The 13353-nt window shown below is 42.2% G+C and carries 12 protein-coding genes and 2 tRNA genes; 13 read left to right on the forward strand and 1 reads right to left on the reverse strand.

What is annotated here, in order from left to right; translation table 11 throughout:
* Positions 1–46 precede the first annotated feature (46 nt).
* From polA to T3H97_RS08455, 5 genes are all read left to right on the forward strand, one after another.
* The gene (gene polA / locus T3H97_RS08435) at positions 47–2701 is read left to right on the forward strand and encodes a DNA polymerase I (protein ID WP_328802250.1); all 2655 of its coding nucleotides are present in this window, start codon (positions 47–49) and stop codon (positions 2699–2701) included.
* Between the two features lie 71 nt (positions 2702–2772).
* Complete coding sequence (mutM, locus tag T3H97_RS08440; RefSeq protein WP_328802251.1) at positions 2773–3603, forward strand: DNA-formamidopyrimidine glycosylase; 831 nt, start codon at positions 2773–2775, stop codon at positions 3601–3603.
* 111 nt (positions 3604–3714) lie between these two features.
* Positions 3715–4506 carry an MntP/YtaF family protein gene (locus T3H97_RS08445; protein ID WP_328802252.1) on the forward strand — a complete coding sequence of 264 codons (792 nt, stop codon included), beginning with the start codon at positions 3715–3717 and terminating at the stop codon, positions 4504–4506.
* An 11-nt stretch (positions 4507–4517) separates the two neighbouring features.
* Positions 4518–5114, forward strand: a complete 597-nt coding sequence (gene coaE / locus T3H97_RS08450) for a dephospho-CoA kinase (protein WP_328802253.1) — start codon at positions 4518–4520, stop codon at positions 5112–5114.
* Positions 5111–5674 (forward strand): lytic transglycosylase domain-containing protein, encoded by a 564-nt coding sequence (locus T3H97_RS08455; protein ID WP_328802254.1) that lies wholly within the window; start codon positions 5111–5113, stop codon positions 5672–5674. Before coaE ends, T3H97_RS08455 begins: the two co-directional genes overlap by 4 nt.
* A gap of 118 nt (positions 5675–5792) precedes the next feature.
* On the opposite strand, the gene T3H97_RS08460 is transcribed toward T3H97_RS08455, so the two are convergent.
* Positions 5793–6017, reverse strand: a complete 225-nt coding sequence (locus T3H97_RS08460) for an alpha/beta-type small acid-soluble spore protein (RefSeq protein WP_013309613.1) — start codon at positions 6015–6017, stop codon at positions 5793–5795.
* A gap of 105 nt (positions 6018–6122) precedes the next feature.
* Here T3H97_RS08460 and nrdR point away from each other — a divergent pair, with 105 nt between their 5' ends.
* The 8 genes from nrdR to bglB all read left to right on the forward strand — a co-directional run bounded on the left by nrdR (position 6123) and on the right by bglB (position 13343).
* Positions 6123–6590 (forward strand): transcriptional regulator NrdR, encoded by a 468-nt coding sequence (nrdR, locus tag T3H97_RS08465; RefSeq protein ID WP_013309614.1) that lies wholly within the window; start codon positions 6123–6125, stop codon positions 6588–6590.
* A gap of 120 nt (positions 6591–6710) precedes the next feature.
* A tRNA-Ala gene (locus T3H97_RS08470) sits at positions 6711–6786 on the forward strand.
* Positions 6787–6798: 12 nt separating this feature from the next.
* Positions 6799–6871, forward strand: a tRNA-Lys gene (locus tag T3H97_RS08475).
* A 200-nt stretch (positions 6872–7071) separates the two neighbouring features.
* Positions 7072–7239 carry an L-rhamnose mutarotase gene (locus tag T3H97_RS08480; RefSeq protein WP_374703721.1) on the forward strand — a complete coding sequence of 56 codons (168 nt, stop codon included), beginning with the start codon at positions 7072–7074 and terminating at the stop codon, positions 7237–7239.
* 67 nt (positions 7240–7306) lie between these two features.
* Complete coding sequence (locus T3H97_RS08485) at positions 7307–9064, forward strand: cache domain-containing sensor histidine kinase (RefSeq protein ID WP_328802255.1); 1758 nt, start codon at positions 7307–7309, stop codon at positions 9062–9064.
* 4 nt (positions 9065–9068) lie between these two features.
* Positions 9069–10622 carry a response regulator transcription factor gene (locus T3H97_RS08490; protein ID WP_328802256.1) on the forward strand — a complete coding sequence of 518 codons (1554 nt, stop codon included), beginning with the start codon at positions 9069–9071 and terminating at the stop codon, positions 10620–10622.
* Between the two features lie 74 nt (positions 10623–10696).
* Positions 10697–11986, forward strand: coding sequence for an ABC transporter substrate-binding protein (locus tag T3H97_RS08495; RefSeq protein WP_442955638.1), 1290 nt, complete (start codon positions 10697–10699; stop codon positions 11984–11986).
* A 256-nt stretch (positions 11987–12242) separates the two neighbouring features.
* Positions 12243–13343, forward strand: a complete 1101-nt coding sequence (bglB, locus tag T3H97_RS08500) for a beta-galactosidase BglB (RefSeq protein WP_328802257.1) — start codon at positions 12243–12245, stop codon at positions 13341–13343.
* The last annotated feature ends 10 nt before the right edge of the window (positions 13344–13353 follow it).

The raw sequence follows: 13353 nt of genomic DNA on the forward strand, positions 1-13353 counted from the left end.
AACGTAAGAACGTTACGAATGCATTGATGAACTTGCGAGGTGCTAAATGGATAAACTCATGCTTATAGATGGTAACAGTATCATTTACCGGGCGTTTTTTGCTATGCCACCGTTAACGAATTCGAGCGGGCAGCAGACGAACGCGGTGTACGGATTTACGACGATGTTATTGCGGCTCTTGGAGGAGCACAAACCAACACATATTCTGGTTGCCTTCGATGCCGGTAAAATAACGTTTCGCCATAAAGGATACGAGGATTACAAAGGTGGACGGGAGAAAACACCGCCAGAGCTGTCTCAGCAATTTCCGTTGCTGAAAGAGCTATTGACCGCTTTTGGCATTGCCCAGTTTGAACTGGATGGCTATGAGGCGGACGATATTATAGGCACCCTGTCCAAGACAGCGGACGAAGCCGGTTTCAATGTGCTGGTCGTGACCGGGGACAAGGATATGCTTCAATTGGCTTCAGACCATGTCACAGTCGGCTTGACCCGCAAAGGGGTTACTGAGGTGGAGACGTATGGACCTGAGCAAATTCAGGAACGATATGGCCTGAAGCCGCTGCAAATTATTGACCTTAAGGGTCTGATGGGCGATACGTCGGACAATATTCCTGGTATTCCCGGCGTGGGTGAAAAAACAGCGCTCAAGCTGCTGCATCAATACGGTTCAGTCGAAGAAGTGCTGGCGCACACGAATGAGCTGAAGGGCAAAATGAAAGAACGCGTTGAGACACATGCTGACGATGCGCGAATGAGCAAAGATTTGGCGACCATTTATCGGGATGTAACGTTGGACAAGCAGCTGGAAGATGTGGCCTTTGGCGGGCTGCAAGCAGAAACGGCCGGGCCAGCTCTGGCGAAGCTGGAGTTCAAGTCCTTACTGGAGCGTTTATCCTTTTCAGGTGAGGTTGGCAGTACTGGGGTAGACGTAGAGGAAGCTGCGGCTGACGTAACAGTGCTGGATGAGCAGCGGATTAGCGAATTGGTAGAAGTGTTGGATCATGTGGATGTGCTGCATGTTGAGACGCATGGTGATAATCCGCATCATGCTGACATTGTAGGTCTGATATTTGCCGCAACGGGGCAGCAGTTTTTTATGACACTGGATGTATTGCAAAGTGATGCAGCTACACCTATTCGCGAATGGCTTGCTGACCCTGGACGCAAAAAACGTGGTCATGATCTGCATCGTACGGATTTGGCTTTACACTGGCATGGAATTGAGTTTGCAGGTGCCGAGTTTGATGTGCAACTAGCGGGGTACTTGCTGGACCCAACCGATGCAAACCAGACATTGAGCGGATTGGCAGCCAAATATGGCTTGTCTTCGATCCGTCCAGACGAAGAAGTGTTCGGCAAAGGAGCTAAATACAAAGTTCCTGACGTGGATGTACTGTCCGATCATGTGGCGCGTAAGGCAGCGGTGATTGAAGCGTTGGTACCTGTGCAGCAGGCGGAGCTGGAAAAAACGGAAATGCACAAGCTGTTCCATGAACTGGAGATGCCGTTGTCCCGCATTTTGGCGGATATGGAGAAGCAGGGCATTTTGGTAAACGTAGAAGAACTGCGCGCTTTGGGGAAAGAATTTGAAGCCCAGATTGCAACGTTGGTGGGTGAAATCTACAGTATTGCCGGTGTAGAGTTCAATCTGAATTCACCTAAACAGCTGGGTGAGATTTTGTTTGATAAACTGGGTTTGCCTGTCATTAAAAAGACGAAAACGGGGTACTCGACTGATGCGGAGGTTCTGGAAAAGCTGGCTCCCTATCATGATATTGTGCAAAATATTTTGCAGTACCGCACCATTGCCAAACTCCAATCGACGTATGTCGAAGGATTGCTGAAAGAAATTTCGGAGAAAACGGGTAAGGTGCATACGTATTTCCGGCAGACGGTTGCAGCAACTGGACGCTTGAGCAGTCAATTTCCGAATTTGCAAAACATTCCGATTCGTCTTGAAGAGGGTCGCAAAATCCGTAAAGTATTTGTTCCATCCGAACCGGGCTGGTCTATTTTGGCGGCAGACTACTCACAGATCGAGCTGCGGGTGCTGGCTGATATTTCGGATGATGAACGTTTGAAGGAGGCCTTTGTCCACGATATGGACATCCATACCAAGACCGCTTCCGATGTGTTTGGGGTAGCAGCGGAAGATGTGGACTCCAATATGCGGCGTTCTGCGAAGGCAGTCAACTTTGGGATTGTCTATGGGATCAGTGATTATGGTCTGTCACAAAATTTGAATATTACGCGGAAGGAAGCGGCTCGCTTTATCGACCAGTATTTTGATGTGTTCCAAGGCGTTCGCCGTTACATGGATGATATTGTGAAGGATGCGAAGCGGGACGGCTACGTAAAAACGCTATTGGAACGCAGACGCTATTTGCCGGAGATTAACGCCAGCAATTTCAACCTGCGTTCATTCGCTGAGCGTACAGCGATGAATACGCCGATTCAAGGTACCGCAGCCGATATTATCAAGTTGGCGATGGTACAGATGGATGAGGCGCTACGTGAACGTAAACTTCGCAGCAGAATGCTGCTCCAAGTACATGATGAGCTTGTGTTCGAGGTTCCGCCTGAGGAAATGGAAACGATGAAAGAGCTTGTCCCGGCTACCATGGAAGCTGCATTAAAGCTGGCTGTGCCGCTCAAAGCCGAAGTAAGCTATGGTAGTAATTGGTATGAGGCCAAGTAAGATATTTCAATGAGTAGATAGTCCCGATTTGACGCTGCTTCCGTTATAATATAGGGTGAGGTGAAGACATCATGCCGGAATTACCGGAAGTAGAAACAATTAAACGAACGCTAAACGAGCTTATCGTTGATAAACATATAGATCATGTCACCGTGAATTTACCGCGGATCATTCAACGGCCCGATGATATCCATGCTTTTGCCATGGAATTGGCTGGTCACCGGATTACAGGGGTGGAGAGACGCGGAAAGTTTCTGCGGATTTTGCTGGACGGGCTGGTGTTGGTCTCCCATCTCCGAATGGAAGGGCGATATGGATTGTATTCACAACATGATCCTGTGGAAAAGCATACCCATGTCATCTTTCATTTTAAAGATGGCACGGAGCTGCGTTATCAGGATGTGCGCCAGTTTGGCACGATGCACTTATTTCCGGCAGGACAGGATTTGCTGGAAAAGCCGCTGAACAAGCTTGGTTTGGAACCGATGGACGAGGCCTTTACACCGGAAATGCTGCGTGCCGCTGTTGGAACTCGTTCGACTTCGATCAAGGCAGCGCTGTTAAATCAGTCATATGTGGTGGGCATCGGGAATATTTATGTAGATGAATCGTTGTTTAAGGCGGGGATTCATCCAGCACAGCCAGCTAAAAGCCTAACAGATAGTCAGTTTCGTGTCTTGCATGAAGCTATTGTCTCCACGCTGGGTGCGTCGATTCAGGTTGGAGGCTCGTCCATTAAATCGTTCGTTAATGGACAGGGTAAAACGGGCGACTTCCAGCATCAATTGCAAATCTATGGACGTAACGCGAAGCCTTGCATTAACTGTGGTACATTGATCGAAAAGTCTGTCGTAGCCGGACGTGGCACGCATCATTGTCCGGTCTGCCAACCTCTGCGCTAAACAGGCACAGTCACCCCAAGCCCATCCCTCTCATATATTGTTCCAAGTACCAATACTGCGGAGGGTTTCGGTTGTTATAAGGCCCTGCCTTCGCAATGGGAGGGAATTGGAGTGGCTAATCATTGGGGAGCCCTGCTGTTACTGGCATTTGCGCTAAGTTTGGACAGTTTCGGAGTCGGAGTTACATATGGTCTGCGCAAAATGAAAATTCCACTGTTGTCGATTGCTATCATCTCCGTATGTTCAGGTTTGGTGATCGGCATATCCATGCAATTGGGCGCATTACTATCTCATGTTCTGTCTCCTGTATATACGACCGTTTTCGGCGCTGTCATCCTGATCTGTATCGGCTGTTACTCTTTGATTCAAGCTCTGCACCGCAAAGAGGATTCGCCAGAGGATTCAGCGGAAGCCTCTCGGCGGCTGCTTCTTACAGAACAGACTGATCCAGTGAGCAGATCTGTTCTTGGAGAGAAGAAGAGTATAGAGGATGCTGATACAGAGTCTTTCCTTAGCTCAAGAAAAGATCTGTCGGCAGAAGCTTCTGTGGAGCAGCAGGAGCGAACGCTATTTACTCTGGAGTTCCGCAAATGGGGACTTGTTATTCGGATTCTTCGAAGCCCGTCTGCTGCGGATATGGACCGTTCCGGCAGTATATCTGCTACCGAAGCGATTTGGCTGGGTATTGCATTATCGGTCGATGCGTTCGGAGCGGGATTAGGGGCAGCTATGCTTGGTTTTCAGCCACTGTCTACTGCGCTGGCTATTACGTTATTCAGTGGAACATTTTTGATTGCAGGGATGAAGGCGGGCTTCTTTCTATCAGCATTTCGATTTATGAAGGCGCTGGGTCTATTGCCGGCATTATTACTGATTATGATGGGCATATTGAAGCTGTTATGAGGTGAAAGAGCATGAATATCGGATTAACCGGAGGTATAGCTACCGGAAAAAGCACCGTGTCGGCTCTTTTGGTCGCCAAGGGTGCGCTGCTGATCGACGCAGATGCCATTGCCCGGGAAGTGATGCTTCCGGGGCATCCGGTGCTGGCGGCGGTCATACAGCATTTTGGACAAGCTATAGTGAACAATGACGGAACCCTGCACCGCAAAAAACTGGGAGAGATTGTATTCGGAGACCCTGCCCAGCGGCAGGCACTCAACGATATTACACATCCTGCTATTCGTAAGGAAATGCGTATGCGCATGGAAGCATTTGAACAGGAACAGCCGGACAAGCTTGTTTTGGCAGATATTCCGTTACTGTACGAGTCCGGGCTGGATAGCTTATATGAGGAAATTATGGTTGTGTACGTACCACGTGATATTCAGCTCCAGCGTCTGATGCTCAGAGACGGTCTGACGGAGGAGCAAGCTGGACTTCGGCTGTCCGCACAAATGGATATTGAGCAAAAGAAAAGCTTGGCCGATATCGTTATCGATAATAGCGGAACACAGACTGAGACGAAACGACAAATTGATCAATTTTGGCAGCGGAAGGGACTTGCATGAATATTTTGCGAAAGAAAAGAGTCCTGCTCACTTTGTTTGTCGGGTTTGTCCTGATTCTGTTCCTTAATTCAAATTGGATGTCCTGGTTCTATCCGATTCAATATAAGGATGAGATTCGTCAGTATTCAAAGACTTATGAAGTGGACCCATTTTTGGTGGCGTCTATTATCCGTGTAGAAACCAATTTTAAAACCAGCAAGCAGTCGCATAAGGGTGCACTGGGTCTGATGCAGATTATGCCGAATACAGCAAATTGGATTATGGACAGCGCCCAGATTCAAAAGGTTCCGCTGGACAGTGTCAAGCACGAGCCTGGCACCAATATTGAGCTGGGAACCTGGTATCTGCATAACCTATCCATAAAGTTTCAGGATAATCCTGTAGCAATCGTAGCTGCTTACAATGCAGGGCCGGGTAAAGTTCAAGAGTGGCTGGATAAGGGAGTGTGGGATGGAACAGAAGAGTCCATTAAGCAAATCCCTTTTGGTGAGACACGACATTATGTACAGCGGGTCATTTATTACTACAGGCAATACACGAAAATTTATAATGATTTTTAAATGACAAGTTAATGACATGATGAGCCTTTTCGCTTTAAAATGAAAAAAGCGCAGGACAGGCTGTTTTTAGCAGCCCATCCATACACTTTATCTTGTTATTTCTGCATTATTACCGCGATTATTGGTATTGACCTGCCAATTGTTGTTCGGCGATCGTTACGAGGCGTTTTGTGATGTAGCCCCCGATCGAACCGTTCTCATAGGAAGTCATGTTACCTTGGTATCCATCTTGAGGAATGCTGATACCCAGCTCTTGAGCGATTTCATATTTCATTTGCTCCAGAGCGCCGGAGGATCTGCTGACTACCAGATTGTTGGAGTTGCCATTGTTTCCTTGTGCCATTGTTGTTCACCTCCTCGCGATGTGGTAAACATATTATGATCCGTTTCGACAAAATTATTACTAAAAATATTCGGGAATTTATTGGAAAAAGAAAGTGGTGAGATTATGAAGTGTCCGTATTGTGCCTACAATGGCACGAAAGTGTTGGATTCGCGACCTGCGAATGATAACAAGTCCATCCGTCGCCGCCGTGAATGTGAACAGTGTGCCAGGCGTTTTACCACCTTTGAAATGGTGGAGGAAACCCCACTCATGGTCATCAAAAAAGACGGCAGCCGTGAAGAGTTTAGTCGTGATAAAATGCTGCGCGGTCTCATTCGGGCCTGCGAGAAGCGCCCAGTATCCGTTGAGCAACTGGATATGATCGTATCCCAGGTAGAGAACGCTATCCGCAACACAGCTGCCACAGAAGTCGATAGCCAGCAGATCGGTGAGCTGGTCATGGAACAGCTTTACCCAGTGGATGAAGTCGCCTACGTACGTTTTGCGTCCGTCTATCGTCAGTTTAAAGACATCAATATGTTTATGAAGGAACTGAAAACACTGTTATCTAAAGATACAGCCAGCGACTGATCGCTGACTGTATCTTTTCTGGGCCATGGAGGGAGAAAATTATATTTTTTTTATAAAAGTATTGACACAGGGATATAAATTTTATATGATATAGAAGTCGCTTGAAACACTTACATATTTGGGGCCTTAGCTCAGCTGGGAGAGCGCATCGCTGGCAGCGATGAGGTCAGGGGTTCGATCCCCCTAGGCTCCACCATAATTTTATTGTGGACTCTTAGCTCAGTTGGTAGAGCAGTTGACTCTTAATCAATTGGTCCAGGGTTCGAGTCCCTGAGAGTCCATCCTTTAGAAAAACGGCAGAAATGCCGTTTTTTTGTCGTTGATTAGTATGGTTTATAGAATTTTATGGAAGGTTCAGACTCAAAATCTGTTAGCTACATGCATTTCTTGAATGAAGAGTAGTTCAATGAAAACAATATTTTAGTGAATTGCGTCATAGGGCATCTATCGTATTTTAGTGTAGTTTAGATAAATAAGAAAGATAAACAAATTCATCCTGAAAACTGCAAAAGACAAAATTGATTTTAAAGTCTGGAGCGCTACAGATATTTGCCAAAAATGGTGGGCTTATATGAAGCCTTTAATGGAGACCAATCCTGATGACAGTCCTGTGTCAAGAAATTTAAAGGAAGTATTTTATTTGGAATAATAAATATAAAGAAAATGCTAAATCCGAATTTGTATCATTCCCGAACTGAGGGAGCTGTTTCATGTTCATGAAGAAGATATGGTTTTACTTTGCGAATTTATATATAAATTCAAAGCTAAACGTAAAGCTTTTCTTAACGATTACATTGATTATGCTGACAACACTAGTATTTGTATTAGGAGGCCTTCAATATGCCTTTTCCCTCTATGATGAGCAAATCTATGCAAAATCCTCACAAGTGCTGATGATGTCGTCCAACAATGTAGAAGAGAAGCTTGAAAGAGTAGAAGAAGTTAGTTATAACATAGCAGTCGATCCGTATATTCAAAAAAATTTATTAGATCTTCAAGGAAATGTAAAAGGCTATGATTTCTATCGTCTTGAACAGAAAATTGGAGATGAATTGGAGAAATATGTGGATCCGGCAAATTACGTTCATTCCATTTATCTGTACGATTCAGCAGGTAGGGAGTTTGTGGCCGGGGATAGTAGCGATCCAATAAAGAATAAAGATAGGGAACTTGCTCTTAGTCAGGCGGATAAGGATGAGGGTAAAAACCATTGGATGGAGCTGGAAGGATATAATGGGGATTTAATTTCTGTTCGCCTTATCCAGTCTTATGAGAACCTAAACTTTGAAACCATTGGCAAACTGCTTATTCGTGTTGATTTAGACGAGATTGTAAGCGGTTTACCAAAACCTCATGGAGAAATAGCAGGAAATATTGTGATTACAAAAGAAGATGAGGTTTTTTATTCGGAAAAAGGAATAGATGATTTTAAAGAATATCATTTCAATGCAAAAAAAGACCAAGGCTATAGTATTGAATACATTAATGGGGAAAGAACCTTTGTCAGCCATATTACAACCGATTTTAAAGACTGGACATATTGGAGCATCATTCCCTTTAACATGATGTTTTCCAAGATTACTGCTGCGAAATATACCTTGGTACTGGTTTTTATGCTAATGTTTGTTTTTCTTATTTCCCTTGGTTTTAAATTTTTAAGAAAGTTTACCAATCCCATTCAAGAATTAGCATCTACCATGCAGGAAGTCCAAAAGGGGAACTTTCACGCAGTAAATTTATTAAATCCCTCTATAATTAATGAAGGCGAGATAGGGATTCTTTATCGGAATTTTATAACAATGATCCAAAGAATTGATGAGTTGATCCAGGAGAACTTTTCTAAGCAGTTGCTGATAAAGGAAACTGAATTTAAAGCACTGCAGGCTCAGATAAACCCACACTTTTTATACAATACACTGGAATCTGTTAATTGGTTGGCTAAAACAAATAAACAGAAGCAAATTTCAAGCATGGTAGAAGCCCTTGGTCATCTTATGAGATACTCCACAAATTTTAACCGGGATATTATCACTTTCGAAGAAGAACTTGAGATTTTAAAAAGCTATTTAACAATCCAAAAATACCGGTTTGACGACCGGATTGATTTTCAGATGGACTTTCCCTCCCATATTGCAAAATATAAGATTCCAAAGTTAATATTGCAGCCGCTTCTGGAGAATTCGTTCAAGCATGCAGTTGAGCCTTCCATCTATTTGTCAGTTATTAAATTGCATGTTTATCAGGAAGAGGACAAGCTATTTATTCGGATAGAAGATAACGGGCCTGGCATAGATCCTCTAATCCTTCAAAAAGTAAAAGAAGGCAAAATAAATCCTATAGGTACTGGAATAGGATTGAATAATATCGATGATAGGATCAAGCTTTATGCTGGTGAACAGTATGGTTTAAGAATTGAAAATCTTTCGGGAAAAGGGACCGCAATTACGGTAGTTTTACCTGTTCAAACGGGGTGATAGAATGTCATATAAAGTGTTATTGGTGGATGACGAAAGAATTATTGTCGAAGGTATTTCCAGTGTGGTCGATTGGGCAGCATTGGATACGGAGCTTGTAGCAACGGCGAGAAATGGGATTGATGCGTACGAGAAAATTGTTGAACTAAAACCTGATATTGTTATCAGTGATATTAAAATGCCTGGTATGGACGGACTTAGTCTTATCTCAAAAGCGCATGAAAAATATCCTTCTATAAAATTCATCCTACTGTCCGGATACAGTGAGTTTGAATACGCGAGAACCGCCATGCACTATGATGTTAAAAATTATTTGTTAAAGCCATGTAATGAGGATAAAATTACAGCTGCACTTAACGATACCGTTAATGAACTAAATGAAAAAAAGGTTCATGAAACCTTTATTAATGAAACGTGGGAAAAATATCAAAACGCTCAACCTTATATCAAAGCACATTTGCTAACCGAATTCTTAACGAGTAAAAACTACTTAGATAATGATTTATCATTCTATGAGCAGCTTTTTGATTTTGAAATAAATAATCAGCAGTTAAGAATCGTTCTTTTTATGATGGAAGGTTATTTTTCTTATGAACATTTGTTTGCCATCAAAAATATTGGAGCTGAGATCCTCGACTCTGTCTTGGTAACTACCAATATTGGTGAATATGCACTGTTCCTTATCAAGGATGATCATGACTCGGAAAAATTACATCAACAAATTAAACAAATAAGAAAGACCATTTATCAATATTTCAAAAGAGATACCACTGTTGCCATAAGTGAAGGGAACTATTTCCGAAACGCTAGGAACTTGTACCTTGAGGCAATGGAGTGTTTGGAGCATCGTTTTTATTTGGGGGAAGGAAGCATTATAACGAGAAAAGATATTTTACCGGCAAATACAACCGTCCCCAATGATTTTATTATCGATGAGCAGCAACTTGTTCTAAAAATCAAATCCGGGCATATCCAGGATGTATGTAAAGAAATAACCAGCTTTTTTGAAAAAATGACGGATTTACGGCTAGGGATTGATTCGACAAAATCCTTTTATATACAGCTCTATATTGCAATTGTGCAGACGGTAGATACAAATCGCATGCAAGGTTACCTCATGGGAACATCTGCACTGTTAGAGATGGAAACTGTCCAGCAGATGAAAGACTATATCGAAGCAATAGCCAGCAAAATGACCAATGAGTACTATAATCGTCTCAAGTCAAAACAGTCTTCCGTAATTAGTAGAGTAATAGAAATTTTAATCGAGAATCTAGGAAATCCTGATTTATCACTAAAAATGGTAGCCAATGATATTCTATATATGAATCCAGATTATCTGGGAAAACTGTTCAAACAGGAAACGGGCCAGAGATTCTCAACCTATCTTACTAAATTAAGAATTGAAAAGGCAGTGGAGTACATTTCAAAAATGGACGATGTGAAGGTGGGCACGTTGGCCAAAATAATCGGTTTTGGTGACAACCCCCAATACTTTAGTCAGGTTTTCAAAAAATATACTGGTTATACACCTTCTGAATACCGAAAAGGTACATGAATCCACCGCTTGTTTTGCCAGCTAAGAGCTAACAACGAATAATATAGGCTCACTCGCAAAAGGGAGGCTAAAGCTTGAAAAAGTTTGGCTTGTTATTATTTGCTTTTATAATGTTCCTTTCAGTCGCTGCTTGCAATTTAAACAATATAGGAAATAATGAAGAAGAAAGTGAAAAAGTAACCCTGCGCGTGGCATGGTGGGGTGACCAATCCAGACATGAATATACGTTGAAAGTTATTCAAATGTATGAGAAAGAAAATCCAAATGTAAAAATTGTAGAGGAATATGCCAACTGGGAGGATTATTGGAAGAGGCTTGCTCCAATGGCTGCCGCTAGCCAATTACCAGATGTGATTCAAATGGATAGAGCCTACCTGTTTCAATATGGTGAAAAAGGTCGACTGGATGATTTAACTCCGTATATAAAAAATGGGACGATTGATATTCGATCCATTGATGAAAACGTCATTTCCGGTGGAAGGATTACAGATAAATTATATGGCTTCACACTTGGATCGAACGTTCTTTCTGTTATTACAAATGATAATCTGTTAAAAGAAGCTGGTATTAAAATTGAAGATGAAAATTGGTCTTGGGATGACTTCGAAAAAGTAGCAATCGAGGTCAAAAATGCTACAGACGTATACGGTACAAATGGAATGTACCCTGCCGATGTATTTTTCCCTTACTATTTAAGAACACAAGGTTCGCGTCTTTATAATGAAAAGGGTACAGGCCTTGGTTATACGGACGATCAATTATTCATTGATTACTTTAAAAGGCAGCTTAGGTTAGTTGATGCAAAGGCCTTCCCTACTCCAGAAGTTCAAGCACATGTAGCAGGAATTCATGATGAATTTATCGTAACAGGAAATGCAGCAATGAGTTGGAACTGGTCCAATCAATATTCAGGATTTGCCGAATCGGCTAAAGCACCCTTATCAATCAAACTGCCTCCTGAGTACGGGAAGGAAACTGCTTTATTTTTAAGACCGAGTATGTTCTTTTCAATCCCTAAGAGTTCAAAACAAAAAGAACAAGCGGCTAAGTTCATTAATTTCTTTGTAAATAATATGGAAGCCAATAAGTTGATCAAAGGTGATCGAGGTGTCCCCGTATCTTCAAAGGTGATCAAAGGAATCAAGCCAGAATTATCCGAAGTTGAAACCAAAATTTTTGATTATGTTGAAAAAGTGTCTCAAAATGTACACACCACGGATCCGATTGATCCACTGGGCCATTCGGAAATAATGAAAGCGCTTGATAATATATCCGAACAGATTTTATTTAAGAAAATTACTTCGGAAGATGGAGCGAGGTCCTTTAGAAAACAAGCTGAAAGGATTTTAGAAAAAAATAAGTAATCAAAACACCTTCAAGAGAATTCATCCGTATCGTCAGATATGGAAATAACCTTGGAGGTGTTTTTGCGTTGCAACCAGAGTGAGTTTCCCCGTGGGCATAACAATGAAAGCAATCAGTCTATTGAAACAAGTATGTTTTTTAAACGTAATCCACTGTTTTTTTTATAGTTTCAAGAAAGCACTTTCAATACAATAACAGTATAAGTGTAAGCGATGACAAATGAAGATAAAGAGATCATTATTTGGAGGGATTGTTGTGTTGCAGGTAAAAGCTTTCGAAAAGAAAGAGGTCATTGATTGTATTCATTTATTAATGAATAATCTCACACAAATCAAAGACCAAAGCGGTGAATTTTTACTCAATTTTGACGGGTTAATTGTGGATGATAAAAGCTGGAATATTTGGAACTGGCCTCAGGGTGTAGGGTTATATGGAATCTATAAATATTGGAAATTAACTGATGACCCAAGAGCTTTGGATATTATCAATGAATGGTTCAATGCAAGGATCCAAGAAGGTGCACCGCCGAAAAACGTCAATACGATGGCGCCGTTATTAACATTGGCATTTTTATATGAAGATACCGGAAACCAGACATACCTGCCCTATTTGGAAGATTGGGCTGAATGGGTAATGCATGATATGCCTCGTACAAAAGAAGATGGGTTACAACATATGACCTATGGACCGGAGAATAAAAATCAGCTTTGGGACGATACCTTAATGATGACTGTGTTGCCTTTGGCGAAAATCGGTAAGCTGCTAAACAAACCTGAATACCTGCAAGAAGCCAAAAAGCAGTTTCTAATCCATATCAAATATTTAACGGACAAAAAGACAGGCTTATGGTTCCACGGCTGGACATTCGAAGAAAACCATAATTATGCCGAAGCGCTTTGGGCAAGAGGAAATTGCTGGATTACCATTGCGATTCCCGAGATTATTGAGATATTGGAATTGGAAAAGGGGGATTTTCTTCGTGAATTCCTAATTGATACATTGAACAGGCAAATTGAAGCTCTTGCCAACTATCAGGATGCAAGCGGATTATGGCATACACTAATTAATGATCAGACCTCTTATTTGGAAGCCTCAGCTTCAGCTGGATTTGCATATGGAATTTTAAAATCCATTCATAAGCGGTATATCGACCAGGATTATAAAGAAGTCGCCCACAAGGCTATTTGCGGAATTATTAATGAAATTAATAAAGAAGGAGCATTGCAAAGGGTATCTGTAGGAACAGGTATGGGAGATACTTTAGAATTTTACAAGGAAATCAGACAGACTACCATGCCTTATAGACAATCGCTGGCTGTGCTTTGCCTATCCGAATATCTTCATACTTATATCTAATACAACCCCA

The sequence above is a fragment of the Paenibacillus sp. LX16 genome (assembly GCF_036252815.1).
In the GTDB taxonomy this organism is placed as follows: domain Bacteria; phylum Bacillota; class Bacilli; order Paenibacillales; family Paenibacillaceae; genus Paenibacillus; species Paenibacillus polymyxa_B.

Bases quoted from the DNA above. Each gene is read 5' to 3' on its own strand.
- mutM (WP_328802251.1), top strand. From the start codon at position 2,773: ATGCCGGAATTACCGGAAGTAGAAACAATTAAACGAACGCTAAACGAG.
- nrdR (WP_013309614.1), top strand. From the start codon at position 6,123: ATGAAGTGTCCGTATTGTGCCTACAATGGCACGAAAGTGTTGGATTCG.
- T3H97_RS08485 (WP_328802255.1), top strand. From the start codon at position 7,307: ATGAAGAAGATATGGTTTTACTTTGCGAATTTATATATAAATTCAAAG.
- T3H97_RS08455 (WP_328802254.1), top strand. From the start codon at position 5,111: ATGAATATTTTGCGAAAGAAAAGAGTCCTGCTCACTTTGTTTGTCGGG.
- polA (WP_328802250.1), top strand. From the start codon at position 47: ATGGATAAACTCATGCTTATAGATGGTAACAGTATCATTTACCGGGCG.
- T3H97_RS08460 (WP_013309613.1), bottom strand. From the start codon at position 6,017: ATGGCACAAGGAAACAATGGCAACTCCAACAATCTGGTAGTCAGCAGA.
- coaE (WP_328802253.1), top strand. From the start codon at position 4,518: ATGAATATCGGATTAACCGGAGGTATAGCTACCGGAAAAAGCACCGTG.
- T3H97_RS08490 (WP_328802256.1), top strand. From the start codon at position 9,069: ATGTCATATAAAGTGTTATTGGTGGATGACGAAAGAATTATTGTCGAA.